A 25,722-nucleotide genomic window follows, 5' to 3' on the forward strand; every position below is an offset into this window, starting at 1 on the left:
GGCACACTCGGTGAGCGGAACTAGCGCTTCTGCTTGACGATCTTTTCCTGGTCAACGTCGCCCTCGGAGATGGCGTCGTGTTCCTCGTGGCCGGCGCCCACCAGGTGGTTGTCGCCTTCACCGAAGAAGCCCTTCTTGAAGTCCACAATTGCGGACTTCAGAGCTGCAACGGTGTCGTCGTCCAGCACGTTGGTCTGGGCCAGCGTGGTGAGGATCGAGGACTTTCGGCCCAGGTGGTCCAGGAAGTCGCGTTCGAAGCGGCTGATGTCCTCAACCGGAACGTCATCCAGGTAACCGTTGGTTCCGGCCCAGATGGAGACAACCTGGTTCTCGACCGGGAACGGCGAGTACTGGCCCTGCTTGAGCAGTTCCATCAGGCGGGCACCACGGGTCAGCTGCTGGCGGGATGCGGCGTCCAGGTCCGAGGCGAACATGGCGAATGCCTGCATGTCGCGGTACTGGGCCAGGTCCAGCTTCAAGGTGCCGGAGACCTTCTTCATCGACTTGACCTGTGCGGCACCGCCCACGCGGGACACGGAGACACCCACGTCAACAGCGGGACGCTGGTTGGCGTTGAAGAGGTCAGACTGGAGGAAGATCTGGCCGTCGGTGATGGAGATGACGTTGGTCGGGATGTAGGCGGAAACGTCGTTCGCCTTGGTCTCGATCAGCGGCAGGCCCGTCATGGAGCCGGCACCCAGTTCGTCGGACAGCTTCGCGCAGCGTTCCAGCAGGCGGGAGTGCAGGTAGAAGACGTCGCCCGGGTAGGCTTCGCGTCCCGGCGGGCGGCGCAGCAGCAGTGACACTGCACGGTAGGCCTCGGCCTGCTTGGACAGGTCATCGAACACGATGAGGACGTGCTTGCCGCCGTACATCCAGTGCTGGCCGATGGCCGAGCCGGCGTACGGTGCCAGGTACTTGAAGCCTGCGGGGTCGGAAGCAGGGGACGCCACGATGGTGGTGTACTCCAGCGCGCCGTTGTCCTCAAGGGTCTGGCGGATGGCGGCGATGGTGGACGCCTTCTGGCCGATTGCCACGTAGATGCAGCGAACCTGCTTCGTCACATCGCCGGAAGCCCAGTTCGCCTTCTGGTTGATGATGGTGTCGATCGCGATGGCGGACTTGCCGGTCTGGCGGTCACCAATGATCAGCTGGCGCTGGCCGCGGCCGATCGGAATCATGGCGTCGATTGCCTTGAGTCCGGTCTGCATCGGCTCGTGCACCGACTTGCGCTGGGTGACACCGGGAGCCTGGAGCTCCAGGGCACGGGTGGTCTCGGCCTTGATCTCGCCGAGGTCATCGATGGGCACGCCCAGCGGGTCCACTACGCGGCCGAGGAAGGCGTCGCCCACGGGCACGGACAGAACCTGTCCGGTGCGGTGGACTTCCTGGCCTTCTTCGATGCCGGTGAAGTCGCCGAGGACGATGACGCCGATCTCACGGACGTCGAGGTTCTGGGCGAGGCCCAGGGTCCCGTCCTCGAAGCGCAGCAGCTCATTCGCCATGACCGAGGGGAGGCCCTCAACACGGGCGATGCCGTCACTAGCGGTGGTTACGCGGCCGACCTCTACGCGCTCTGCGTTTCCGGGTTCGTAGGACGCCGCGAACTCGTTCAGCGCAATACGGACGTCGTCGGCGTTGATGGTCAATTCGGCCATCTGCAGTCCCTGCTCTCCTGTTTTGTGATCACCGTAAGGTGACCGGGGTTTCTATCAGTTTGGTTGTGCTTGTCCGGCTAGCCGGCCAGCTGGCGTTGCAGCTCGCCCAGCCTGGTGATGACCGAAGCGTCGAGCACTTCGTCACCCACCTGGACGCGGATTCCGCCAATGAGTGCTGGATCAACATTGACGTTGATCTTCAGTTCCCGCCCATACAGGGCATTCAGGCCCGCCCGAAGGCGTTCCAGCTGCGTCTGCGTCAAAGGACGGGTCACGCTGACCGTTGCAATCCAGCGCTGCTGCCGTTTGGCCGCCAGCTCGGCGAACCGTTCCACAAGCCGGGTGGGCTTGATGCCGCGGGGCTGGGAGACGGCCTGCGTAATGAGGACTTTTGCTTCCTCACTGGCGCCGGGGACCAGCTTCGCGGCAAGGGCAGCCTTGGCGGCTGCACTGGCCTGTGGTTCGGACAGAGCACGTTGTACCTCGTGGCTGGAGGCAACAGCCTGGTTGAAGGAGAACAGATCGTTCTCCAGTTCTTCCAGGCCAGTGATTCCGGAGGCAGAAACGGCCGACTTGTTTTCAGCAACGGAGATGACCACCGTTGCGGCAAGAGTCTCGAGTGCATCGCCGATGTCGCGCGCCGATGCCCAGCGTGAACTGGCCAATTCGCCCGCGATCTCTGCAGCATCAGCGGAGACTTTTCCGCCAACCAGCTGCCTGACCAGCGCCGACTTTTCGTCACCGGAGCGGGACGGGTCAGTCAGGGCGCGGCGCAAGCCAGCCGAGCTGTCCACCATTCCCAGGATTCCGAAGAGTTCCGTTGCCAGCTGCAGCGACGCGGTGGGAAGCTTGGCTTCCAACGCGGCCAGGGCTGTTGCCAGCGATTCGCTCGATACGCCTGCCATTACTTAGCTGCACCTGCGTTCTGGGTCTCCAGATCTGCCAGGAAACGGTCCACGACCCGTGCTGCGCGCTCATCGTCGTTGAGCGATTCGCCAACGATGCGGCCGGCAAGGGTGGTGGCCAGGGTGCCCACCTCAGAGCGCAGCGACACAACAGCCGCCTGGCGCTCGGATTCGATCTGTGCGTGGGCCTGCGCGGTGATGCGGGCAGACTCTGCAGCTGCCTTCTCCTTGAGATCCGCGAGGATCTGGGCACCTTCTGCGCGGGCTTCCTCACGGATGCGGTTGGCTTCGGCGCGGGCGTCGGTCAGCTGCTGCTTGTACTCTTCGAGTGCAGCAGACGCCTCAGCCTGGGCCTTTTCAGCCTTTGCAATGCCGCCTTCGATGGCCTCGGCACGCTCGGCGAAGGTCTTTTCGAACATCGGGACAACGAACTTGACCACGATGAACATGAGGATGGCAAAGCCCACGAGGACAACGCCCATTTCCCAGACGTTGGGAACCAGGGGGTTGACTTCGCCCTCAGTGGCGGCTGAGATGATCAGCTGATTCATTTTTCACCCGTCCTTTTCTACTCGGTTCTGTAAGTTCGCTTCGTTCCAGGACTAGAGAACGAAGGCGAAGACCAGGCCGAGGATGGCGAGGGCTTCGGTCAGCGCAAGGCCGAGGAATGCGATCGGCTGCAGCACGCGCTGTGCTTCCGGCTGGCGAGCAACGCCATTGATGTAAGCAGCGAATACGAGGCCCACACCGATACCACCGCCGATTGCGGACAGACCGTAACCTACGAGGTTGAGATTGCCTTCCATTTTTCTTCCTTTCAAGATGCCACTCTGTGGCAGGTTGTTTGGGTTGCTTCATCCCCGCGAAGGGGAAGTCTGTGTGTGCCTGCCGGCGTTGGGCCGGCGGCAGTGCCTAGTGGCTGTCGGCGTGCAGCGCGCCTTCGATGTAGATCGCGGTCAGCAGGGTAAAGACGTAGGCCTGCAGGACCATGATCAGGGCCTCGAGCATGTACATGGCGATCGCGCCTGCCAGGACCAGGACCGAGGTTCCCTTGAGCAGGATGTTCTCCTGCATGACCAGGTATTCGATGCCGGAGCCGGCAATCATCACGATGAGGTGTCCTGCGAGCATCGTGGCGAACAGACGGAGGCTGTGCGTGACGGGCCGGACCAGGAAGTTGGAGATGATCTCGATCGGGATCACGATCGGAAGGATGAACCACGGAACGCCGGACGGCACGGTGGCCAGCTTGAAGTAGCGCAGGCCGTTCTTCTTGACGCCGATGGCGATCCAGGTGAAGTAGACGAGGCCGGCCAGCACGTAAGCGCCGCCGACGTGCGAGAACGTGGGGAGCTGGATCAGCGGGATGGCGCCGTAGATGTTGTTCACCAGGATGAAGAAGAAGAGGCTGAACAGCAGCGGGACGTACTTGATGAAGTCCCTGCCGCCGATGATGTCCTTGGCGATTCCGTTGCGGACAAAGCCGTAGGCGGCTTCGCCGGCGAACTGGAGCTTGCCGGGTACCAGCTGCTGCTTGCGTGCGGCCAGCACGAAGAAGGTGGCGATAATGGCGACAGAGAGGAGGACCAGCAGCATCTGCTTGGAGAATCCTTCTGCGGCACCCCACGGCAGGATTGCCGGCAAATGCATTTCGTTAATACCAGGAGGAGCGAACTCTCCTGAATCTTGGGCCGGGAGCGCAAGCGCGATCAACGCGTTTCCTCTCTGCAGTGTCCATCATTGGGCGTTGGGCGGGGACCGGCAGCCTGACGGCCTGCTGTTCCCCCTGTGAAATTATTTGGCATTAGTGTCGCCGTCCGTGGACGGCCCGCTGGCAGCAGGACGCTCCCCAGCATTTTTGCGAGAACTGGTGAGGCCATGCATGTGGGAAAGGTAAAAACCTCCGACGGCTCCAAGCAGAGCGCCTGCGAGCACAATCCAGCGCGTTCCCCACAGATAATCCAGTCCCCACCCTATCAAACTCCAGACGATGATTCCGCCAATGATGTAGCTAAAGACGGCCATTCCGGCGTTGTATCCGCCGTCGGAGTTGTCGCCCGATACACCGGGGGCGGAACCGCCGGATGCGGGGTTAACGCGGGAGGTTTTTCCGGACTTCTTCGGGTCACGCATCGGAGGCCTCCTTAGGTTCTGGATCGTTGTAGATCTGCAGCCGGGCTCTGCTGAAACCATGGATTTCGGCAGCCTGCCAGAGAACGACGGCTGTCACAGCACCTGCGACGAACCAGCGGCCATGCAGCCATTGCGGGGCGCCGACCACAAACAGGACGGCGGCGAAGCCCACCACCTTGATGAAGTACGTTGCCACGAACACGCCGATGGCTCCGGAAGGATTGCTGCGTCCCACGAAATGGCCCACCAGGAGGCTGATTCCAAAGAACAGCATCACCAGCAGTCCGCCCAGCACGCCGGAAACAGCACCGTTGGTGCCGTCCAGCAGCGCAGCGGCCCCGGCGCACAGCACCAGTCCTGCTGCCGCGGCGGCGGAACCGAGCTTCAGGAGATGAAGCCAGAGGGACCGGGTGGGACCCGAAGCACCAACGTGTCCTTTGCCGGACGCAGGTCCGGACTCGGCGTTGGAGGTCATGCGATCCCAATCGTCGGTACCAAGAGGCAGTAAACCAAAAGGCGGGGTGGAGGGGCAGCTTTGGCTGCCCCTAAATTCTACATGAGATAGAAATGTTTCCGCACCCGCGTTACGCCGGAGTCTCCTCGTTACGGCGCGCGAGGTACGGCCACGCGGTGACGAGGCCCATGACCAGCGTCGCGAAGAGGTCCACAGCAAGGACGATTTGCCACGGGAAGATGGCAAAGGCCAGTCCCCCGAAGGACAGGACGCCGGTCCAGAGGTACATCAGGATCACTGCCGTGCGGTGCGAGTAGCCGATGTCCAGAAGCTTGTGGTGCAAGTGGCCCCGGTCTGCCGACCACGGCGACCGGCCGCGGGCGGTCCTGCGGACCACCGCCAGGCCCAGGTCCAGCAGCGGAAGGAACAGGACGGCGAACGGCAGCAGGATGGGAATCACGGTGGAGATACCGTTGGCCCGGTCATAGAGACCGCTGGTGATCTGGCCGGTTGAGACCACACCCGCCGAGGCCATGAGCAGCCCGATCAGCATGGCTCCGGAGTCCCCCATGAAGATTTTCGATGGAAACCAGTTGTGCGGCAGGAAGCCCAGGCAGCTTCCCACCAGGACTGCGGTGATCAGGGTCGCAAGGTCCGAGTAGTCCAGGAGTATGGCGTTCCGGTGGACCCAGTACGCCGTGAAGAAGAACGCCGTGCCGCCGATGATGGCCACGCCGGCGGCCAGTCCGTCCAGGCCGTCGATGAAGTTGAAAGCGTTCATCGTTGTGACGATCAGCCCGGCTGTCAGCACCACGCGGATTGTTTCGTTTTCCAGGTAGATGGGGTCCGGCACCCAGGGCACGATGGTCATCTGGACACCCCAGACGGCGACAGTCAGGGCGGCGGCGCTCTGGCCGATCAGTTTGACCCACCACCGGATGTCCAGCAGGTCGTCGGCCACGCCCACCAGGACGATCACTGCGGCGCCGGCAAGGACGCCCCAAGGCGAGAAGTTGTTCCGGTAGATGTCCTTGACGAAGAAGGACTGGCTCGCAACAATCAGCGCCACCATCACGCCGAGGAAGATGGCAACTCCCCCCAGCCGCGAGACGGGTGTTGAATGCATGTCGCGGCTGCGGATGGGCAGGTGCAGTTCCAGGCGGTGGCCCACCACCCGGGCGCCCCAGGTGGCGCAGTAGGACACGATGGCAGCCGTGAGGCCCATGAGCAGGTACATGATCATGGGGTATCGGCCGTTTCAACTGTGGAGGGGATGCAGCAGGGCAGCTTTGGCAGCTGGACCCCGGCGGGTGGGCTCACTGGCAGGGAATCTGTTCTTCGATAAATGAAACTTCTCCGTCGCCGAGCGCGCAGCAGGCAGTACGTATTGCCTTATACGCAGTGCCTTACAGGGCTGTATTACAGTGGACTCTAGTCAAAGATACTAGCGCCACCGGCTTCATGGCTTCGCGCCACACGGGCGCATTACGAGCGGGGAAATCCCTGACAGCCATGCTGAAAGGACCCTTCATGACCCCCCGCATCGCAGTTGCCGCAGTCACCTTCAACCGCCCGAAGGAACTGGCGGTGCTGCTGGATTCGATCAACGCCCAGACTGCGGCGGTGGACACAATCTGCCTGGTTGACAGCGGAACAGAGCCGGCCCGTGAGGTTGCCGCCCGGCACGGCAATGTGGACTACGTCAGGTCCGAGGCCAACCTGGGCGGAGCGGGAGGTTTCGCGCTGGCGGCGCTCAAGGCTGTGGCCAGCGGCGCGAAATGGATCTGGATGATGGACGACGACGCCGAGCCGGCCGATCCGGCGTGCCTCGCCACCCTGCTGCGGGAGGCAGAGGCACGCGACCTTGAGGCGGTGGTCCCGCTGGTGACAGCGCCCGGCCACCCGGACCGGCTGTCCTTCTTCTTCCGCCTGGACGGAAAAGTCACCCACAGCAGGGCCGAGGTTGAGAAGCTGGGGTTCCTGCCCAACGACGGGCACTTCTTCAACGGCGCGCTGATCCGTTCCGATGTCTTCTTCAAGGTGGGCCTGCCGGACATACGCCTGTTCATCCGCGGCGACGAGGTCGATTTCACCATCCGCCTGCGGAAAGCCGGAATCCGGTTCGGGACCGTGACAACTACGGCGATTACGCATCCGCACGCTTTCTCCGAAACCCAGCATGTCTATGGCGCCCGCTGGCACGTCATCGTTCCCGAGACGGCTTTCAAGCGGTACTACTACTACCGGAACCGCGGTTACCTGATCCGCCGCTACTTCCGTGTCCGCTCCCTGGTGGCGGACGTAGGCGGCTACGCGGGTTACTTCCTCCAGCGGCGGGACCTCGCAGGGTTCCTGGGCTGGGCCTCATCGTTCAGCAAAGGCCTTCGGGGCAAGGGTTTCGCCCCGCTGGAGGACCAGAAGTTCTAACCCCGGACGTTCCGCCTGGAAGGGCCTACTTCCGGCCCCGCAGGCGCCTGCCTGCCAGGAGCCAGAGCAGGACCCACGGTTCGCCGAAGACACGGTAGGCCACGCGGCGCGGGTGCAGGAGCAGGCGCCAGGCCCATTCCAGGCCCAGGCGGCCAAGCCAGCGGGGGGCGAGCTTCTGGACTCCGGCAAGCTGCTCGATGGCGCCGCCCACCGCACAGTAGACAGCGGGAGGCAGGGAATCCAGCCGACGCTGCAGGACTTCCTCCTGCAAGGGCATGCCGAGGCCCAACAGGACCAGCTGCGGCTGTTCACGGTGCAGCCATTCGACCGCAGCGTCTTCAAGGCCCGGGTTCCAGTTCTCCCCCGGAAAACCCGCCACGTGCGCGCCGGGAACGATCGACCGAAGTTTCGCTGCCGCGCCGGCGTTTGCTTCCGCGCCGGCTCCCACGACGGCAATCCGTTCCAGTCCCCGCACCTGGTCCAGCGCGGGGAGCCAGTCGGTGGAACCCAGGCGGTAGTCCATGACCGGGCCCTCTGCGTTGCCGGTCCTCCCCCACAGCCACAGCACCGGGGCGCCGTCCAGGAGCACCACGTCGCTGCGCTTGTACAGGGCCCGGAAGCCGTCGTCGGACAGCGTCAGGGTGACGCTGTGCAGGTTGTGGCCAAGGACGGTCCGCGTGGATCCGTCCTGGATGTAACGGCTCAGCTCCTCCACCAGCTCGGGGACCCGCAGCGGGGTTGCATCAACCTCCAGGAAGGGGATCTGCTGGCGTTCCAGCGTCATCAAGGCTGCGGGCTCTGGTCCGAGGCGGCCGGGCCCTGGGGCTGGGAAGCGCCACCGGCAGGTGCTACGGCAGAGGAGCCGGCGGGAGCAGGCAGGTCCTGGACGGGCAGGTTCTGGACGGGCAGGTCCACGGCGGGTTCCTCTGCCGCCGGTTCCTCCTCCGCCATGGGAATCTCTCCCAGTCCCAGCACGCCGGGGACGTGTTCCCGGAGCTGGTCCAGGCTGATGGCGCCGTTGCGGACCACACGGAGCCTCGGTCCGGTGGCGTCCACAATGGTCGAGGCAACTGCCGCTTCACCCTCGGCCGGACGGAAGCCGCCTTCCAGGTAGACCTCGACGGAGTCGGCCAGTTGTTCCCGGGCAGCGGCCGCAGTCTGGGCCGGAGCATGGCCGGTGCGGTTGGCGGAGGAGACGGCCAGCGGCCCGGTGAGGGTCAGCAGTTCCTGGGCGATGTCGTCGGCCGGCATCCGCAACGCAACGGTCCCCTTGGTTTCACCGAGGTCCCAATCCAGGGACGGCTGGGCATGCAGGATCAGGGTGAGGCCGCCGGGCCAGAAAGCCTCGGCAAGCTTCCGGGCGTCCGCGGAAACGTCGGTTGCCAGCCCGTCCAGGGCATTGATCCGCGGGATCAGCACGGGCGGCGGCATGGTGCGGCTGCGCCCCTTGGATACCAGCAGCATGGTGACGGCCTGCGGCGAGAAGGCATCGGCCGCGATGCCGTACACAGTGTCCGTGGGAAGCACCACGCACTTTTTTTCGCCGATGGCGCGCTGGGCATGTTCGAGCCCCTGGGCGCGCTGATCGTCAACGGTGCAGTCATAGGTTGTGGTCACTGGCCTATTCTTTCATTCCGAATGGTCCGGGTCCGCGAGCACGGCGCTGGTGGCGCGCTCCTTGTTGTTCAGGTCATGGTGGGTGGTGATCCCACGCCATTTGCCCGCGCGGCCCATCATGGCGGCAATCCAGCCGGCCTGGACCTCCGCGTGCTCCATGACGAAGTAGCCGCCGGGCCGCAGCAGCCGGGCGGCCGAGGCCGCTGCCGCCGTCGGAAGTTCCATGCCGTCCGCTCCCCCGCCGTACAGCGCCTCAGGCGGGTCGTGAAGCGCCACTTCGGGCTCGTTGGGAATGGCCTCAGCGGGGATGTATGGCGGGTTGGAAACCACGACGTCGAACGTTCCGTTAAGTTCCGGCAGTGCAGTACGCAGGTCCCCCTGCACAAGGTGGACGCCCAGGGGCGCCAAATTCTTTGCCGCCCAGGCATGTGCAAGCGCGCTGAATTCGACCGCATGCACCTCTGCGGTGGGAACCTCATGGGCGATCGAACCGGCGATGGCACCGGACCCCGTCCCGAGGTCGACGATTCGGGGCGACGACATCCCGTGGACACGGTCGATGACCAGCTGGACCACAGACTCCGTTTCGGGCCGGGGAATGAACACGCCGGGCCCCACCGCAAGTTCAAGGTAACGGAAATGCGCAACGCCGGTGATGTGCTGCAGCGGGACCCGGCCGGCCCGCTCCTCCACCAGTTCGGCGTACCCGTCCGGAGCCGGCGCGTCGCCCAGCATCATTGCGCGCAGCCGGCCCAGGCCCACCTTCAGGAGGTGGTCAGCCAGCAGTTCGGCATCAACGCGGGGGCTGGGGACGCCGGCGTCGCGAAGGATGGCAGTTGCCTCGCTGACTGCTGCCGCGAGGGACTGGCCCGGCCCAATGGTCATGCTGGCAGGAACTAGTCGTTCAGGGCGTCCAGGCGCGCCTGTTCGTCCATCTCGATGGCGGATTGGATGACGGGCTCAAGGTCGCCGTTCATGACCTGGTCCAGGTTGTAGGCCTTGTAGCCCGTCCGGTGGTCCGCGATGCGGTTTTCCGGATAGTTGTAGGTGCGGATGCGCTCCGAGCGGTCCATGGTGCGGATCTGGGACTTCCGCTGCTCGGAGTTGGCGGCGTCGATCTGTTCCTGCTGGTGGGCCAGGATGCGGGCGCGGAGGACACGCATGCCGGCTTCACGGTTCTGCAGCTGCGACTTTTCGTTCTGCATGGCCACCACAATGCCCGTGGGCAGGTGGGTGATGCGGACAGCAGAGTCCGTGGTGTTGACCGACTGCCCGCCGGGACCGGACGAGCGGTACACGTCGATCTTGAGGTCGTTCTGGTTGATTTCGAGCTCTTCGGGCTCATCGACTTCCGGCAGGACCAGGACACCGGCGGCGGAGGTGTGGATGCGTCCCTGTGATTCGGTCACGGGAACACGCTGCACCCGGTGCACGCCGCCTTCGAACTTGAGCCGGGCATACACGCCTTCGGCGGGGTCGTTCGAGTTGCCCTTGACGGCCACCTGGACGTCCTTGTACCCGCCGAGGTCCGACTCAGTTGCCGAGATGATTTCAGTCTTCCAGCCGCGGGACTCGGCGTAGCGGGTGTACATGCGCAGGAGGTCGCCGGCGAACAATGCGGCCTCATCGCCGCCTTCACCGCCCTTGACCTCGAGGATTACGTTGCGGGCATCGTCGGGATCCCGCGGAATGAGCAGCCGGCGAAGATTCGCGGCCGCCGCCTCCAGCGAAGCCTCCAGTTCGGGCACCTCGGCAGCGAACTCGGGATCCTCGGAAGCCATTTCCTTGGCAGCAGCCAGATCATCCCGGATCGCCTCCCAACGGTGGTAGGCCTCGACAATGCCATTGAGCTGAGCCGACCGCCGCCCCAGCTTACGGGCAAGCCGCTGGTCAGCATAAACAGCAGGATCCCCCAGCTGCGCCTGGATGGAATCATGCTCATCAAGCAGGCCCTGTACGGACTCAAACATTCTTCAAAACCTTTCGTTCTGCACCAAGTTTAGTCAGGCACGGGAAATCCTTCCCAAGCCAGCAGGGCACAAGGTAAGCCGGGCGCCCGACGCGCGGGTTCTCCGCCCCGGGAGTGGCATCGGGCCTGCCGAAGCGTGGTGGCCAAGTCCGTCAGGACATGGCCACCACGCGAAGGGGCGGGGGCGGAAAACCCGCGCGGCGAACCACGCGAGGCATCCGCACCCCGCCCCTGAACTCAGCTACTTGTCGTTATCCGACTTTGCGCCAAGCGTCGTCTTCTGGACCTGCATCAGGAACTCAACGTTGCTTTGGGTTTCCCGGATCTTGTTGGTGAGCAGTTCAAGGCTCTGCTGCGTCTCGAGTCCGGAAAGGACGCGGCGCAGCTTCCACATGATCTTGACTTCCTCGGCCGAGAGCAGGTTCTCCTCGCGGCGGGTGCCGGACGCGTTGACGTCCACAGCGGGGAAGATGCGCTTGTCGGCCAACTGGCGGGACAGGCGGAGTTCCATGTTGCCCGTGCCCTTGAACTCTTCGAAGATGACCTCGTCCATCTTGGACCCGGTCTCCACGAGTGCAGTCGCCAGGATTGTGAGCGAGCCGCCGTTTTCGATGTTGCGGGCGGCGCCGAAGAAGCGCTTGGGCGGGTACAGGGCTGCGGAGTCCACACCACCGGACAGGATGCGGCCGGAGGCCGGTGCTGCCAGGTTGTAGGCGCGGCCCAGGCGGGTCATCGAGTCCAGAAGGACCACCACGTCCATACCCATTTCCACCAGGCGCTTGGCGCGTTCGATGGAGAGTTCGGCCACGGTGGTGTGGTCGTCGGCGGGACGGTCAAAGGTGGAGGCGATGACCTCGCCCTTGACGGTGCGCTGCATGTCCGTGACTTCTTCGGGGCGTTCGTCAACGAGCACCATCATGAGGTGCACCTCAGGGTTGTTGGTGGTGATGGCGTTGGCGATGGACTGCAGGATGAGCGTCTTGCCGGCCTTCGGCGGGGAGACGATCAGGCCGCGCTGGCCCTTGCCGATCGGGGCAACCAGGTCGATGACGCGGGGGCCGATCTTCTTGGGGTCGGTCTCGAGGCGGAGGCGCTCGGACGGGTACAGCGGTACCAGCTTGGCGAACTCGACGCGGTCCTTGAGTTCCTCGGAGGTTTTGCCGTTGACGGAGGTGACGCGGACCAGGGCGTTGAACTTCTGGCGGTTGGACTGCTGGCTGCGGTCTTCACCGTCACGGGGTGCGCGGATGGCACCGACGACGGCGTCGCCCTTGCGGAGGTTGTACTTCTTGACCTGAGCCAGGGAGACGTAGACGTCGTTGGGGCCCGGCAAGTAGCCGGAGGTGCGGATGAAGGCGTAGTTCTCCAGGACGTCCAGGATGCCGGCGACCGGCAGCAGGACGTCATCCTCGGTGACCTCGACGTCGTCGACGTCCGGTCCCTGGGCGCGTCCGCGGCGGCGGTCGTTGCGGTCGCGGAAGCGCTCGTTGCGGGAATTGCCGTCACGGTCCTGTCCGGAGCGGTCAGTGCGGTCGTTCCGGTCGCGGCGGTTGCGGCGGTTCCTGCGGCTGCCGCCGTCAGAGTCGTCGCTGTCGTCGCGGCGGTTGTCGCGTGCACCTTCGCGCTGGCCGGCCTCGCGGCTGCCGGCGTTGTCGCGGCCGCTGTCCGAGTCGCGTCCTGCGGTATCCCGGCCACCGCGGGTGCGGCCTTCGCGGCGGTCCGTGCGCTGCCCGGCCTCGGCGGTGTCAGCGGCAGGCGCCTCAGAGCGCTGTTCAGTGGAGCGCTGTTCAGTGGAGCGCTGTTCAGTGGAGCGCTGTTCAGCGGCTGCCTGATCCGGAGCGGGCTGCTCGGCAGGAGCCTCGGCAGGGGCTTCCTGCACCGTAGCGGCTGCTTCGCCGCGGCGGCGGTTGCGGGTGCGCGGCTGGCGGCGCTCAGGTGCTTCTTCTGCTTCCGGTGCGGCAGCCGCTTCGGCCACGGCAGGGGCTGCAGGAGCCTCAGCAGTGGCTTCGGGCGCGGCCGGGGCAACAACGCCATCGCTGACGGCGCGGCGGCTGCGGCCGCGGCGGGCACGGGTTCCCTCGGCGGCAGGTGCTTCGGCAGCCTCCGGCGCGGCCGCAGGAGCGGAAGCTGCGGGAGCCACCACGCTCTCGACAGCCTTTTCGGCTGTCTTGGCCGGGGCCTTGGTGGTGGGGGTGCCGGCGCGATGGGCGGAGATGGCCGAAACCAGGTCTCCCTTGCGCATGCGGGAACCGCCGGAAATCCCCAACTGGCTGGCAAGCGCCTGCAACTGGGCGAGCTTCAGGCCGGCCAGGCCGCTGCTCTTGGCGGGTGCTGCCGGTGATTCGGCGGCTGAAGATAGTTCCACAGCTGGTGACAGCTCAGTGGTTTCGGTCACGAAGGATCCTTCCCCCTCGACGGCGTCCAGACTGGGAGCTGGACGCGATGATTTGATCTGGGCTGCAGTTCAGATCTGCAGCCGGGGTTTCGGCCTTGCCGGTTGGATTTCGGCCAGCAGGGCCGGATACTGATTCGCCTTGCGCTCCGCCCAAGGAGAAACGCCGGGCTGACGCTTTCAGGGGCAGTTGGATGCTGCAGGTTCCTGCGTCAGACCAAGCAGGCGGCACCGGAATGCATTCGCAGTAGGAGATCAAATAGCAACTGAATGCAGGAGCAGATCAGATAGGCGGAATTACCGCCGGTGCAAGTCCACCTTAGCACCTTCAACGTCCACTGCCAGCTTCAGCACCCGCCAGGCTACGTCCGGCGTGTTGGCGGCCGTAAATGCCTCGATGAACCCGAGCGCCTCGGCGGCTTCGGCTTCACCGTTTGCAAGGACCAGGACTGTGGGCCCGGCACCGGATACCACCGCAGCGTGGCCGGCGGCGCGCAGGGCTGCGATCAATGCGGCGCTGGGCCGCATGGCCTCCGCCCGGTAGCTCTGGTGCAGGTAGTCTTCGGTCCCTGCCAGCAGGAATTCCGGCTTTTGCGTCAGGGCGTGGATCAGCAGCGCCGCGCGGCCGGAGTTCATGGCTGCGGCGTGGTGTCCTACGGATGCCGGGAGCAACGCCCGGGCCGCCTCGGTGGAGAGTTCGAAGTCCGGAACGGCCACGATGGGGATCACCGATCCGGCAACGGTGGCACTGGTGCTGCTGTACTGGTCACTGTCCTGCCATGAGAGCGCCAGTCCGCCGAATATAGCGGGTGCGACGTTGTCCGGATGCCCTTCCATCTCGCTGGTGAGCTGGAGGATCCAGTCCTGTCCGCGCCGGCTTTCGGCAGGGACCATGGCGTTGGCCGCAGACACGGCGGCAACCACGGCGGACGCGGACGAACCGAGGCCCCGCCCGTGCGGATTGACGTTTTCGGCGGTCACCTTGAGGCCGCCGTGGCGGAACCCCAGCCGTTCGAAGGCCGCGTCCATTGCCCTGATTACCAGGTGGCTGGCATCGCGGGGCAGTGTTCCAGCACCTTCGCCGCGGAGGTCGAACAGGAGTTCGTCCGTGTCGAGGCTTTCCACGGTCAGGGTATCGTGCAGCGCCAGGGCCAGGCCCAGGCTGTCGTAACCGGGACCAAGGTTGGCCGTGGTGGCCGGAACCCGGACGGTGACGCGCTGGCCGGCCTCGATGAGTTGCAGTCCGACGGCGGCCTGCGAGGTGGTGTCCAAGGTTATTTTTCTTCCAGTCCCAGTTCAGCAGCAACGGTCACGACGTCGTTGGGCACCTTGACGGGCTGTACGTCGCTTCCGTCTTCGGTGCGCAGGGCCCACTGCGGGTCCTTGAGGCCGTGGCCGGTGACGGTGATGACGATGGTCTTCCCCGCGGGCACCTCGCCCGCGGCGTGCTTCTTCAGCAGGCCTGCGACGCCGGCAGCGGAGCCGGGCTCCACGAACACGCCTTCGCGGGAGGACAGCCAGCGGTGGGCGTTCAGGATTTCCTCGTCGGTGACAGAACCGATGAGCCCGCCGGACTCGTCACGGGCGCCGATGGCACCGTCCCAGGAGGCGGGGTTGCCGATCCGGATGGCAGTAGCGATGGTGTCCGGCTCGGTGATGGGGTGGCCCGCAACGAACGGCGCAGCGCCTGCTGCCTGGAAGCCCCACATCATGGGGGTCCTGGTGGCGACGGCGGGAAGCGTGCCGGCGGTGGCCGACTCGAACGGAGCCGAGTACTCCTTGTAGCCCTTCCAGTACGCGGTGATGTTGCCGGCGTTCCCCACAGGCAGCACGTGGATGTCCGGGGCATCGCCCAGCGCATCAACGATTTCGAAGGCACCCGTCTTTTGGCCCTGGATACGGGCGGGGTTGACCGAGTTCACCAGGAACACCGGGTAGGCTTCGCCGAGCTTGCGGGCGATGTCCAGGCAGTTGTCGAAGTTGCCGTCCACCTGCAGCAGCGTGGCGCCGTGGGCGATGGCCTGGCTGAGCTTGCCCATGGAGATCTTGCCTTCGGGCACCAGGACGGCGCATCTCAGGCCGGCCGCAGTGGCGTAAGCAGCCGCGGAGGCGGAGGTGTTGCCGGTGGAAGCGCACACAACTGCTTTTGCTCCGGCCTCTACCGCTGCCGTCATGGCCATGGTCATGCCGCGGTCCTTGAAGGAGCCGGTGGGGTTCATGCCCTCCACCTTGAGGTAGACCTCGCAACCGGTGAGTTCGGACAGCTTCTGTGCGTGCACCAGCGGGGTGCCGCCCTCGCCCAGGGTGATGACCCGGGTGGATTCCGTCACGGGCAAACGGTCAGCGTATTCGCGGATAACGCCGCGCCATTGGTGAGCCACTTAGACTCCTTCTACCCGCAGAACGGATGTAACTGAATTAATCACGTCCAGGCCTTTCACGGCCTCGACGGTGGCCGCAAGGGCGGCCTCGGACGCGCGGTGGGTGACGATCCGGAGCTCGGCGGATTCCACGTTGGATTCCGTGTCGCGGTGGATGGTCTGCCGCATGATTTCGATCGACACACCGTTTTCGGCAAACAACTGCGCGATCCTGGCCAGGACGCCGGGCTGGTCGGCAACGTCGAGGCCAATGTAGTAGCTGGTGACCGCTGCCTCGATGGGCAGCGCCGGCACGTGGCCGGTGGTGGTCTCGGTGCGCTGGGGTCCGCCGAGGACCAGGCGCCGCGCTGCGGAGACGAGGTCGCCAAGCACGGCAGACGCCGTCGGGGTGCCGCCCGCGCCCTGGCCGTAGAACATCAGCTCGCCGGCGTTTTCGGCCTCGATGAAGACGGCATTGAAGGCGCCCCGGACCGCGGCGAGCGGGTGTTCGCGCGGCAGGAGCGTGGGGTGGACGCGGACGGACACTCCCTCGCCGCCGTCGGCATCAGTCAGTTTCTCGGCGATGGCGAGGAGCTTGATCACGAAGCCGGCGTCCTTGGCCGCGGCGATGTCCGCGGCACTGACTTTGGTGATGCCTTCGCAGTGGACGTTTTCCAGGGCGAACCGGGTGTGGAAGGACAGCGTGGCCAGGATGGCGGCCTTTGCGGCGGCGTCGTGGCCTTCTACGTCGGCGGTGGGGTCCGCTTCGGCGTAGCCCAGGCGCTGGGCTTCAGCGAGGGCGTCGGCGAACTGGGCGCCCGTTGAATCCATCTGGTCCAGGATGAAGTTCGTGGTGCCGTTGACGATGCCGAGCACCCGGGTGATCCGGTCACCGGACAGGCTGTCGCGGATGGGCCGCAGGATGGGGATGGCGCCGGCAACGGCGGCCTCGTAGGAGAGCTGGACGCCGGCCTTGTCCGCCTCCTCATACAGGGTGGGGCCGTCCTGGGCCAGCAGGGCCTTGTTGCCGGTGACAACGCAGGCGCCGTTGCTCAGCGCGGACAGGATGAGCGTCCGGGCAGGTTCGATCCCGCCCATCAGCTCGATCACCAGGTCGGCACCCTTGACCAGGGTTTCGGCGTCCGTGGTGAACAGGTCCTGCGGCAGCTCAACATCCCGCTTGCTGTCCAGATTGCGCACGGCGATGCCGCTGAGCTGCAGGCGGGCTCCGGTGCGGGCGGCAAGGGCATCGGCGTCCTCAAGAAGGATCCGCGCAACCTGGGCCCCAACGTTGCCACAGCCCAGCAGGGCCACTTTCAGGGTTCGCAATTCCGTCACTTCAGGCTCCCATGTCGCGGTTCAGCAGATCTTCTTCGGTTTCCCCGCGGACAATCAGCCGGGCAGATCCGTCGCGCACCGCGACAACGCCCGGCCGGGCCAGATAGTTGTAGTTGCTTGAAAGGGCCCAGCAGTAGGCGCCGGTTCCCGGTACAGCAAGCAGATCACCGGCTGCCACGTCCTCGGGCAGATATACATCTCTAACAACTATGTCGCCGCTCTCGCAATGTTTGCCCACTACGCGGGACAGTTGCGGTGCCGCTGCGGAGGTACGCGATGCCAGAATCGCCGAGTAATCGGCGTCATAGAGCACCGGACGGGCGTTGTCGCTCATGCCGCCGTCCACCGACACATAGCGGCGCGGATACGTAACGTTGTTACCGTCCTCACCTGCACCGGAAGCGGCAGGAGCGTCGACACGCACCGTCTTGAGCGTGCCCACTTCATACAGGGTAAAGGTGGTGCTGCCCACGATGGCGCGGCCGGGTTCGATGGAGATGCGCGGCGACTCGATACCCAGTTCGGCGCAGGTGGAACGCACGACGGCGGCCATTGCCGTCGCGATCTCGGCTGCGGGGCGGGGGGTATCTACCGGCGTGTAGGCGATGCCGTAACCGCCGCCGAGATCCAGCTCCGGCATGGTGATGGAGTACTTTTCCTGCATGGCGGCGAGGAACCGCAGCAGTTTCTCGGCGGCCATGGCAAAGCCGTCGGGTTCGAAGATTTGCGAGCCGATGTGGCAGTGCAGGCCCAGGAGTTCGATGCCGGGGTGGGCCGAAGCTGCGGCCACTGCCTCCTCCGCGGCGGAGAGGCCCGCCTGGTCGGTAGTGTCCGCCGCCATGGACAAGCCGAACTTCTGGTCCTCATGGGCGGTGGCGATGAACTCATGGGTGTGGGCATGAACGCCAGGGGTGAGCCGCAGCATGACCCTGGCCTGCCTGCCGCGCGCCTGCGCGATATCTCCCACGCGGACCAGCTCGTCCAGGCTGTCCACAACGATGCGTCCCAGGCCCATGTCCAGCGCACGGATGATCTCGCCGTCGGACTTGTTGTTGCCGTGAAGCGCCACCCGCTCCCCCGCGATGCCGGCGCGCGCGGCCACGGCCAGCTCTCCGCCGGAGGCGGTATCCAGGCGCAGCCCTTCCTCCTCCACCCACTTCACAACGGCAGTGCAGAGGAAGGATTTTCCGGCGTAGTAGACGTCCACGCCGCCGCAAATGTCAGCAAAAGCGGCGTCAAAGGAATCTTTGAAGGCGCGCGCTCGTGCACGGAAGTCCGCCTCGTCCATGACGAAGAGGGGCGTGCCGAACTGCTCTTTCAGTGCCTGGACGGTGAGGCCGCCAACGGCGAGGGAGCCGGCGTCGTCGCGTTCCACGTTGCCTGCCCACAGCGGTTCCTGGAGCGCATTGAGGTCTGCGGGGACGGACAGCCATTCGGGCGCCAGCGGGGATGCGGCAGTGTTGGCAGTTACTGGCATGGTGCTCACATCCGTTCCGGCGCGGAAACGCCAAGCAGGTCAAGGCCGTTGGCCAGCACCTGGCTGGTGGCATCGTTGAGCCACAGCCTGGTGCGGTTGATGTCGGTCACTGGCTCGTCGCCCATGGGAGCAATGCGGCAGGCGTCGTACCAGCGGTGGTAGGCGCCGGCGATCAGTTCCAGGTGCCGGGCCACGCGGTGTGGTTCACGCAGTTCTGCGGCCTTGGCCACGATTGAAGGGTAGCTGCCCAGGTACGAGAGCAGCTCGTTCTCCGTGGCGTGGTCCAGGAGGGAGGCGTCGAAGCTGTCTTTGCCGTCCACACGGCGTTCCACTCCCGCATCAACGGCATTGCGGGCTGCCCCACGCGAACGGGCGTGCGCGTACTGGACGTAGAACACGGGGTTTTCGTTGCTGTGCTTCTTCAGCAGCTCCGGGTCCAGTGTCAGGGGGGAGTCGGCCGGGAAACGGGCCAGCGAGTAGCGGACGGCGTCCTTACCCAGCCAGTCAATCAGGTCCTTGAGCTCGATGATGTTGCCGGCGCGCTTGGAGAGCTTGGCCCCGTTGACGGACACCAGCTGGCCGATCAGCACCTCAATGTTTTTCTCGGGATCGTCTCCAGCCGCGGCGGCGATGGCCTTGAGCCGGTTGATGTAGCCGTGGTGGTCGGCGCCGAGCAGGTAGATCTTCTCGGTGAAGCCGCGGTCCTTCTTGGACAGGTAGTAGGCGGCGTCAGCAGCAAAGTAGGTCGGTTCGCCGTTGGCACGGATCATCACCCGGTCCTTGTCATCGCCAAAGTCCGTGGTCCGCAGCCAAACGGCGCCGCCGTCGTCGAACACGTGGCCCTGCTCGCGAAGGCGCGCAACGGCACTTTCGATGGCGCCGGCGTCGTGCAGTTCCTGCTCCGAGAAGAACACGTCGAATTCGACGCCGAAGTCCGCAAGGGTGGCCTTGATGTCCTTCATCTGCGCCTCATAGGCGGCCGCGCGGATCACCGGCAGCGCGGCAACTTCAGTGAGTTCGCGGATGTCCGGGTGGGCCGTGAGGACCTCGTGGCCAAGGTCCGCAATGTACTGTCCGGGGTAACCGCCGTCGGGCACGGGGAGGCCGTGCAGGCGGGAGTACACGGACGTGGCGAACGTGTTCATCTGGGAACCGGCGTCGTTGATGTAGTACTCGGCCGTGACGTCGGCACCGGAAGCCCGCAGCACGCGCGCAATGGAATCGCCGAGGGCAGCCCAGCGGGTGTGCCCGATGTGGAGGGGCCCGGTGGGGTTCGCCGACACGAACTCCATGTTCACGGTGTGGCCGGCGAGCGCGGTGTTGGTTCCATACTGCGTGCCGGCTTCGACAATCACCTTGGCAAGGGCGCCCGCGGTGGCGGCATCCACGGTGATGTTCAGGAACCCGGGACCGGCGATGTCCACGGCGGAGACGCCGTCGATGGATTTCAGCCGGGCGCTGAGGACAGCGGCAAATTCGCGCGGATTGGTGCCGGCCTGCTTGGCCAGCTGCAGCGCAATGTTGGTGGCCCAGTCTCCGTGCTCCCGGTTCTTGGGTCGCTCCACGCGGACCTCATCAGGCACAGCTGATGCTGAAAGGGCAATGTCACCGGCGGCGACAGCGTCTTTCAGGCAGGCGGATATGGCGAGGGAGAGTTCTTCGGGAGTCACCCCTCTAGCCTACCGGGGGCCAGTGACAGCAAAGAATTTTTGCGCGCCCCGCAGGCGGGCAGCCATACACAGGACGGCAACAGGAAAAAACCAAATAACGGCACAGGGTTGAACCAATAGGGTGGATTCAGCGTTGACAACACCGTAACCACCGCTTGAAACCTGTGATCCCTATGACGAAACGAGAGCCCTGATGAGACCCTCTGCACGTAAGAGTGTTTACGCCGGACTTGCCGGCCTGTCCCTCGCAGGAACCGTGGCAGGCTGCGCGCCGTCCGCTACCGAAAGCGATCCCGCCCCGACCGGCGGCAACCCGGCCGAAACCACATCTTCAAGCGCGTCCGCGCTGGCCGGCAGCGGCTCAACCTATAAGGACGGAACCTACAGTGCCGACGGAAACTACGTGTCGCCCAACGGTACCGAGACCGTGGGCGTTCAGCTGACCCTTGCTTCAGGCACGGTGACGGGCGTCGAGATCACCCAGCACCCCTCCAACCCCAACACCCGCAAGTTCCAGGGTGAGTTTGCCGGCGGCATCGCGGCGCAGGTAGTGGGCAAGAACATCGACGACCTCAAGGTTTCCAAGGTGGCCGGCTCCTCGCTCACCAGTGGTGGCTTCAACCAGGCAGTGGAACAGATCAAGTCGGAAGCCCAGTAGGCGGTGCCGGGAGGGGACGTGGAGAATTTTTCGTTCGAGGGAATCGGCACGCACTGGGAAATCTCCACGCCCCTCCCGCTTGGGCCCTCCCTGAGTGGGCGCCTCCTCGCGAAGGTTGAGAAGTTCGACACCGACTGGTCGCGTTTCCGCGGCGATTCGCTGGTCAGCGCCATGGCACAGAGGCCGGGCCAGTACCGCTTCCCGGAGGAGGCGGGGAAGCTCGGCGGGCTGTACAGGATCTTATACAACCTCTCCGGCGGCACCATGACGCCCCTGATCGGCGGCAGCCTGGAGCGTCTGGGCTACGACGCCGCGTACACGTTGCGGCCGGCCGGTCCCCCGTTGCCGGCCCCGGCCTGGGACGACGTCCTGGACTGGAGCGGGACCTCCATCACCACCAGCGCCCCGGTTGTGCTGGACATCGGGGCTGCCGGGAAGGGGCTCCTGGTGGACTTGCTGGCAGCTGAGTTGGACTCCGAGGGCATAGATTCGTACATCATCGACGGCAGCGGCGATCTCCTGGCACGCGGCCCGTCCTCGGTACCGGTGGCCCTGGAGCACCCGTACAACCCGGCCCAGGCGATCGGCGTGGTGCAGCTGGCCGGCCGTGCGCTATGCGCGTCCGCTGCAAACCGGCGGGTCTGGGGGGACGGACTGCACCACGTGCTGGACGGATCCACGGGCCGCCCGGTCCTTACCGCCGTCGCAACCTGGGCACTGGCCGATACCGCTGTCCTGGCCGATGCTCTGGCAACGGCACTCTTCTTTGTTCCCGGGGCAGAGCTCCAGGAAACGTTCGATTTCTCGTGGCTGACGGTGTACTCCGACGGCAGCGCAGGCTATTCCGAAGAATTTGAAGGGACACTGTTCACATGAGCCCTGTTGAAACCCCTCAAGCCGGTCCTGCTCCGTCCGTCACCGGACGGCTGGACACCATGCTTGGCCGGTTCACCATGTACCGGCTCATCCTCCTGGTGCTGGCAACCCTTGCCGCCTACAGCCTGCTGTTGGAGGTCCTCGGCTGGCTGACGTTCGGAATCCCGGAGATGCTGGCGCACCTGGCCCTTTGCCTTGGCCTGACCTACGCCTCCAACCGGGCACTGGCAGCGTTGTTCCGGGTACGGCCGCACTCGGAGTCGTCGCTGATCACCGGCCTGCTGCTTTACTTCCTCTTCTGGCCGTCTTTCCAGGCGTTGGATGTGGCCGGGGTGGCCTTGGCGTGTGTGCTGGCGTCGGCGTCGAAATATGCTCTTGCCTGGCGCGGCCGGCACATTTTCAATCCGGCCGCCGCGGGGGCTTTCGTCACCGGCCTCACCGGGCTGAACATCGCCACCTGGTGGGCGGCGACGCCCGCCATGCTCTGGCTGCTGGTTCCGGGCGTGCTGCTGGTCCTTTTACGGACGCGGAGAGTCCTGATGGCGTCGGTGTTCACCCTTGTTGCCACGGCCATCATTACTGTCGAGCTGCTCCGGGCCGGAATGACCGCAGGCATGGGCATCTACCAGGCGTTGGCGCAGCGGCCCGTGCTATTCTTCGTGGGATTCATGCTGACCGAACCGCTGACGCTGCCGCCCCGGCGGTGGCAGCAACTGACGCTGGCCGCTGTAGTGGGCGTCGTGTTTGCCGTTCCCTACAACCTCGGGTTCGTCGCCAATTCGCCGGAGGCGGCCCTGCTGCTGGGTAACTTCATGGCCTTCCTGGTGGGCCAGCGCGGGGGTGTCAAGCTGCGGTTCGCCGGCAGCCGGGCGCTGACGCCGAGCACCACCGAGTTCTCTTTCGAACCCGCCCGTCCGGTGCGCTTCCTTCCGGGGCAGTACATGGAGCTTGACCTGCCGCACGCCAAGTCCGATGGAAAGGGCCGCCGGCGGGTGTTCAGCCTGACGGGCTCGCCTGCGGAACGCTTGGTCAAGTTTGGTGTGCGGACCGCCGAGCCATTATCGGCCGCCAAGAAGGCACTCCTCGCGCTGGAGCCCGGCGACGAGCTGACGGCCACCTCGGTGGGTGGCGACTTTGTCCTTCCCCGCGATCCCAACCAACCCGTGTTGCTCATTGCCGCCGGAATCGGCATCACGCCGTTTCTTTCATACCTGTCCTCGGGCGGGCTCCGGGAACGCGACGCTGTCCTTCTCCTTCTTGCCAGGAGCGCGGACGAGATAACCTACGCTGACGAGCTCCGGGCTGCGGGCATCCGGGTCCTGGTTCGCCTCGCGGATGGTTCGGAGCCCCCGCTGGACTTCGGCACGGTTCCGGGCGGCGGGTCGCCACTGGACCCGGAAGGGGTGAAGTCACTTGTTCCGGACATTGGCAACCGCGAAGTCTATGTCTCCGGCTCGCCTGCCAGTGTTGCTTCCCTCCGACGTGCCGCCCGGAAAGCGGGGGCACAGTGGGTGCACGTTGACTCGTTCTCCGGGTACTGACACCGTACTGACACCCCCGCTTGCGTCCCTGCGGGCCAGGCAAAACCGGCCTGTCGGGAGCCGATTTTCCCTTGGGGCCCACCTTCCTGCTAAGCTCTAGGACGTCCCGCCAGCAACGGCAGGAATTCCGGATTTGCCCTCGTAGCTCAGGGGATAGAGCGTCTGCCTCCGGAGCAGAAGGCCGTAGGTTCGAATCCTATCGAGGGCACCATCTGCGTGAGCAGCCCGGTCAATTGACCGGGCTGCTTTTCTTTTGCCTGGCCCAACCCTTGGTGCCGCGAGCCTATTCCATTGGGCACGACACGTTGCCAGTCACTGCACGCTGCCAGTTACTGCACGCTGCCAGTTACTGCACGCTGCTAGGCACTACACGCTGCTAGGCACTGCACGCTGCTGGGCACTAGACGTTGCACTCCTCAGCGGTCAGCCAGAGGTGCCAGTCGGGGAACGGATCCGGCGGTACCTTACATTCCCGGACTCCGGGATCATCCGGAATATCGAGGTCCGGCAGCTCAGGCCACGGGAGCACTGACATTCTGAGCGCGGAACCACGATTGCACTGTGTGCGGGTGGCAATCTCGTGCTGTGGCCTCGCTGTGGCACCCATGGGTTTTCATCGACACCGCAGGCGGGTGAAGTGGCCAACGAAAGGCCAGCACCGGGAAAATAAAAAGCATCCAAGGAGATCTAGACAGCACCCGTGCTTGACCTGGGCGCGCGTGCCTTTCACCGATTGTCAGGGCCCCCTCGTAGTCTGAATTCACCTAGTTGAGGGGGTACGCCATGCACGTTCCGTTCTGTTCCATTGTCCCGCCCTACCTGTTGCGGCGCCTGGCCCGGCAGGACGCACCGCAGTTTTCCGCTGCGGCGAGGGCGGCAAGGGAGGCCCTTGGCCACGTCGGCGCCTTCCAGGCGTCGCGGACCCAGGCCATGCCTGACGTTCCTTCCGGAGTTCGGCAGGCTAAGCCGGGGCCATCCAACCGGACCATCTATGACGCCGCGGGTTCGGAAACCCTTCCCGGAAAGCTCGTGCGCAAGGAGGGCGAGCCGGGGACAGGAGATGCCGCAACGGATGAAGCCTACGACGGCCTGGGACACACACACCGCCTCTATGCCGATGTCTTCGGCCGGAACTCCGTTGACGGCCAGGGGCTGCGGCTGGACGCAACCGTGCATTTCGGCAAGCTCTATGACAACGCATTCTGGGACGGCACCCAGATGGTCTTCGGCGACGGTGACGGTGAGGTCTTCGGGCGGTTCACCGCGTCGCTGAGCGTCATCGGGCACGAGCTGGCCCATGGCGTCACCCAATACTCGGCCGCCCTCGCCTACCGGAACCAGGCAGGTGCCCTGAACGAATCAATGTCGGATGTGTTTGGCGCCCTGGTGGAGCAGTATGTGAAGAACCAGTCCGTTGCCGAGGCCAGTTGGCTGATCGGCGAGGGGCTCTTCACGGCCGAGGTGGAAGGGAGCGCTTTGCGTTCCATGAAGGCTCCGGGAACCGCATACGACGACGATGTGCTGGGTAAAGATCCCCAGCCGGACTCCATGGACTCCTACGTTAGGACCAGTGCGGACAACGGCGGCGTCCACATCAACTCGGGCATCCCCAACCGCGCCTTCTACCTGGTGGCGGAATCCCTGGGCGGAAACGCCTGGGACTCCCCTGGCCGTATCTGGTACGAAACGCTGACGGGCGGCTCCCTGCCCACCACCGCGACCTTCAGCGTCTTCGCCCGGTCCACGGCCGCTGCCGCCGTGGAGCTCTTCGGCTCTGATTCAAAAGAGCATGACGCCGTGCGGCAGGCGTGGGAAACTGTGAAGGTCAAGCTTTAAGGGATGCCTGGTTGCCGGACTTTCAGCCGCCAGGCTGCGTGGAAGCCCAGGAACCAGGCCATGAAGATCAGCGTGGAACGCACCGGTGGTATAGCCGCGATGACGCGGGTGTGGACTGTGGACGCCAGGTCGGAAACAGCCATGAACCAGTGGCAGCCACTCGTCGAAGCATGCCCCTGGGACGCCGTTCCCAGGACACCGCGGGCAGCAGCTGAGCAGTTCTCCGGGAGCCAACCTGACCGGTTCATCTATTCAATCCGCGCCGGGGAACGGCGGGCGGCACTGCCGGAACAGGCCGTGACTGGTCCCTGGCGGGTACTGGTGGACCGCACCAGGGCTGCAGCGCAGGAGTCCGGGACGGGGCAGGGCGCCCGAAACCAACCCGGCACGGACAGGACTTCCGGAAGGTAG

24 protein-coding genes and 1 tRNA gene are annotated in these 25,722 nt (G+C 65.1%); 7 read left to right on the forward strand and 18 right to left on the reverse strand.

Annotated elements, in window-relative coordinates; translation table 11 throughout:
• Positions 1-20: 20 nt before the first annotated feature.
• From atpA to AC5RUU_RS14160, 8 genes are all read right to left on the reverse strand, one after another.
• Complete coding sequence (atpA, locus tag AC5RUU_RS14125; RefSeq protein ID WP_493975827.1) at positions 21-1,658, reverse strand: F0F1 ATP synthase subunit alpha; 1,638 nt, start codon at positions 1,656-1,658, stop codon at positions 21-23.
• A 77-nt stretch (positions 1,659-1,735) separates the two neighbouring features.
• Positions 1,736-2,563 carry a F0F1 ATP synthase subunit delta gene (locus tag AC5RUU_RS14130; protein ID WP_493975828.1) on the reverse strand — a complete coding sequence of 276 codons (828 nt, stop codon included), beginning with the start codon at positions 2,561-2,563 and terminating at the stop codon, positions 1,736-1,738.
• Positions 2,563-3,114 (reverse strand): F0F1 ATP synthase subunit B, encoded by a 552-nt coding sequence (locus tag AC5RUU_RS14135; protein ID WP_050054630.1) that lies wholly within the window; start codon positions 3,112-3,114, stop codon positions 2,563-2,565. The genes AC5RUU_RS14130 and AC5RUU_RS14135 overlap by 1 nt, the downstream gene beginning before the upstream one ends.
• A gap of 51 nt (positions 3,115-3,165) precedes the next feature.
• Complete coding sequence (gene atpE / locus AC5RUU_RS14140; RefSeq protein ID WP_009356484.1) at positions 3,166-3,369, reverse strand: ATP synthase F0 subunit C; 204 nt, start codon at positions 3,367-3,369, stop codon at positions 3,166-3,168.
• Between the two features lie 106 nt (positions 3,370-3,475).
• A complete protein-coding gene (gene atpB, locus AC5RUU_RS14145; protein WP_035751787.1) occupies positions 3,476-4,276 on the reverse strand; it encodes a F0F1 ATP synthase subunit A in 801 nt (266 codons plus the stop codon).
• 81 nt (positions 4,277-4,357) lie between these two features.
• On the reverse strand, positions 4,358-4,696 hold the full coding sequence (locus tag AC5RUU_RS14150) for an AtpZ/AtpI family protein (protein ID WP_493975829.1): 339 nt from the start codon (positions 4,694-4,696) through the stop codon (positions 4,358-4,360).
• On the reverse strand, positions 4,689-5,171 hold the full coding sequence (locus tag AC5RUU_RS14155; RefSeq protein ID WP_493975830.1) for a Cg1360 family ATP-synthase-associated protein: 483 nt from the start codon (positions 5,169-5,171) through the stop codon (positions 4,689-4,691). Before AC5RUU_RS14155 ends, AC5RUU_RS14150 begins: the two co-directional genes overlap by 8 nt.
• Before the next feature lie 109 nt (positions 5,172-5,280).
• Positions 5,281-6,393, reverse strand: a complete 1,113-nt coding sequence (locus AC5RUU_RS14160; RefSeq protein WP_493975831.1) for an MraY family glycosyltransferase — start codon at positions 6,391-6,393, stop codon at positions 5,281-5,283.
• A 287-nt stretch (positions 6,394-6,680) separates the two neighbouring features.
• Between AC5RUU_RS14160 and AC5RUU_RS14165 the strand changes: the two genes are divergently transcribed.
• Entirely contained in the window at positions 6,681-7,577 is an 897-nt protein-coding gene (locus tag AC5RUU_RS14165; RefSeq protein ID WP_493975832.1) for a glycosyltransferase, read from the forward strand.
• A gap of 25 nt (positions 7,578-7,602) precedes the next feature.
• On the opposite strand, the gene AC5RUU_RS14170 is transcribed toward AC5RUU_RS14165, so the two are convergent.
• The 10 genes from AC5RUU_RS14170 to argS all read right to left on the reverse strand — a co-directional run bounded on the left by AC5RUU_RS14170 (position 7,603) and on the right by argS (position 20,400).
• On the reverse strand, positions 7,603-8,361 hold the full coding sequence (locus AC5RUU_RS14170) for a WecB/TagA/CpsF family glycosyltransferase (protein ID WP_493975833.1): 759 nt from the start codon (positions 8,359-8,361) through the stop codon (positions 7,603-7,605).
• The gene (locus AC5RUU_RS14175; RefSeq protein ID WP_493975834.1) at positions 8,361-9,194 is read right to left on the reverse strand and encodes an L-threonylcarbamoyladenylate synthase; all 834 of its coding nucleotides are present in this window, start codon (positions 9,192-9,194) and stop codon (positions 8,361-8,363) included. Before AC5RUU_RS14175 ends, AC5RUU_RS14170 begins: the two co-directional genes overlap by 1 nt.
• 12 nt (positions 9,195-9,206) lie before the next feature.
• Positions 9,207-10,079: a peptide chain release factor N(5)-glutamine methyltransferase gene (prmC, locus tag AC5RUU_RS14180; RefSeq protein ID WP_493975835.1), complete on the reverse strand. Its 873-nt coding sequence runs from the start codon at positions 10,077-10,079 to the stop codon at positions 9,207-9,209.
• Between the two features lie 11 nt (positions 10,080-10,090).
• On the reverse strand, positions 10,091-11,164 hold the full coding sequence (gene prfA, locus AC5RUU_RS14185; RefSeq protein ID WP_493975836.1) for a peptide chain release factor 1: 1,074 nt from the start codon (positions 11,162-11,164) through the stop codon (positions 10,091-10,093).
• Between the two features lie 240 nt (positions 11,165-11,404).
• Entirely contained in the window at positions 11,405-13,558 is a 2,154-nt protein-coding gene (gene rho, locus AC5RUU_RS14190; RefSeq protein ID WP_493975837.1) for a transcription termination factor Rho, read from the reverse strand.
• Between the two features lie 294 nt (positions 13,559-13,852).
• Complete coding sequence (gene thrB, locus AC5RUU_RS14195) at positions 13,853-14,827, reverse strand: homoserine kinase (protein WP_493975838.1); 975 nt, start codon at positions 14,825-14,827, stop codon at positions 13,853-13,855.
• Between the two features lie 2 nt (positions 14,828-14,829).
• The gene (gene thrC, locus AC5RUU_RS14200) at positions 14,830-15,936 is read right to left on the reverse strand and encodes a threonine synthase (protein ID WP_493975839.1); all 1,107 of its coding nucleotides are present in this window, start codon (positions 15,934-15,936) and stop codon (positions 14,830-14,832) included.
• Positions 15,937-17,253 (reverse strand): homoserine dehydrogenase, encoded by a 1,317-nt coding sequence (locus tag AC5RUU_RS14205; RefSeq protein ID WP_493975840.1) that lies wholly within the window; start codon positions 17,251-17,253, stop codon positions 15,937-15,939. It lies immediately after the preceding gene.
• A gap of 1 nt (position 17,254) precedes the next feature.
• Positions 17,255-18,730, reverse strand: coding sequence for a diaminopimelate decarboxylase (lysA, locus tag AC5RUU_RS14210; protein WP_493975841.1), 1,476 nt, complete (start codon positions 18,728-18,730; stop codon positions 17,255-17,257).
• A gap of 5 nt (positions 18,731-18,735) precedes the next feature.
• Entirely contained in the window at positions 18,736-20,400 is a 1,665-nt protein-coding gene (gene argS, locus AC5RUU_RS14215) for an arginine--tRNA ligase (protein WP_493975842.1), read from the reverse strand.
• Positions 20,401-20,593: 193 nt separating this feature from the next.
• Between argS and AC5RUU_RS14220 the strand changes: the two genes are divergently transcribed.
• The 6 genes from AC5RUU_RS14220 to AC5RUU_RS14245 all read left to right on the forward strand — a co-directional run bounded on the left by AC5RUU_RS14220 (position 20,594) and on the right by AC5RUU_RS14245 (position 25,722).
• Entirely contained in the window at positions 20,594-21,058 is a 465-nt protein-coding gene (locus tag AC5RUU_RS14220) for an FMN-binding protein (RefSeq protein WP_493975843.1), read from the forward strand.
• Between the two features lie 3 nt (positions 21,059-21,061).
• Positions 21,062-21,934, forward strand: coding sequence for an FAD:protein FMN transferase (locus tag AC5RUU_RS14225; protein ID WP_493975844.1), 873 nt, complete (start codon positions 21,062-21,064; stop codon positions 21,932-21,934).
• A complete protein-coding gene (locus tag AC5RUU_RS14230; protein WP_493975845.1) occupies positions 21,931-23,475 on the forward strand; it encodes an FAD-dependent oxidoreductase in 1,545 nt (514 codons plus the stop codon). Before AC5RUU_RS14225 ends, AC5RUU_RS14230 begins: the two co-directional genes overlap by 4 nt.
• A gap of 135 nt (positions 23,476-23,610) precedes the next feature.
• Positions 23,611-23,686, forward strand: a tRNA-Arg gene (locus AC5RUU_RS14235).
• A gap of 572 nt (positions 23,687-24,258) precedes the next feature.
• Positions 24,259-25,311: a M4 family metallopeptidase gene (locus tag AC5RUU_RS14240; protein ID WP_493975846.1), complete on the forward strand. Its 1,053-nt coding sequence runs from the start codon at positions 24,259-24,261 to the stop codon at positions 25,309-25,311.
• 60 nt (positions 25,312-25,371) lie between these two features.
• Positions 25,372-25,722 carry a protealysin inhibitor emfourin gene (locus AC5RUU_RS14245; RefSeq protein WP_493975847.1) on the forward strand — a complete coding sequence of 117 codons (351 nt, stop codon included), beginning with the start codon at positions 25,372-25,374 and terminating at the stop codon, positions 25,720-25,722.

The sequence above is a fragment of the Arthrobacter sp. K4-10C genome (assembly GCF_059090085.1).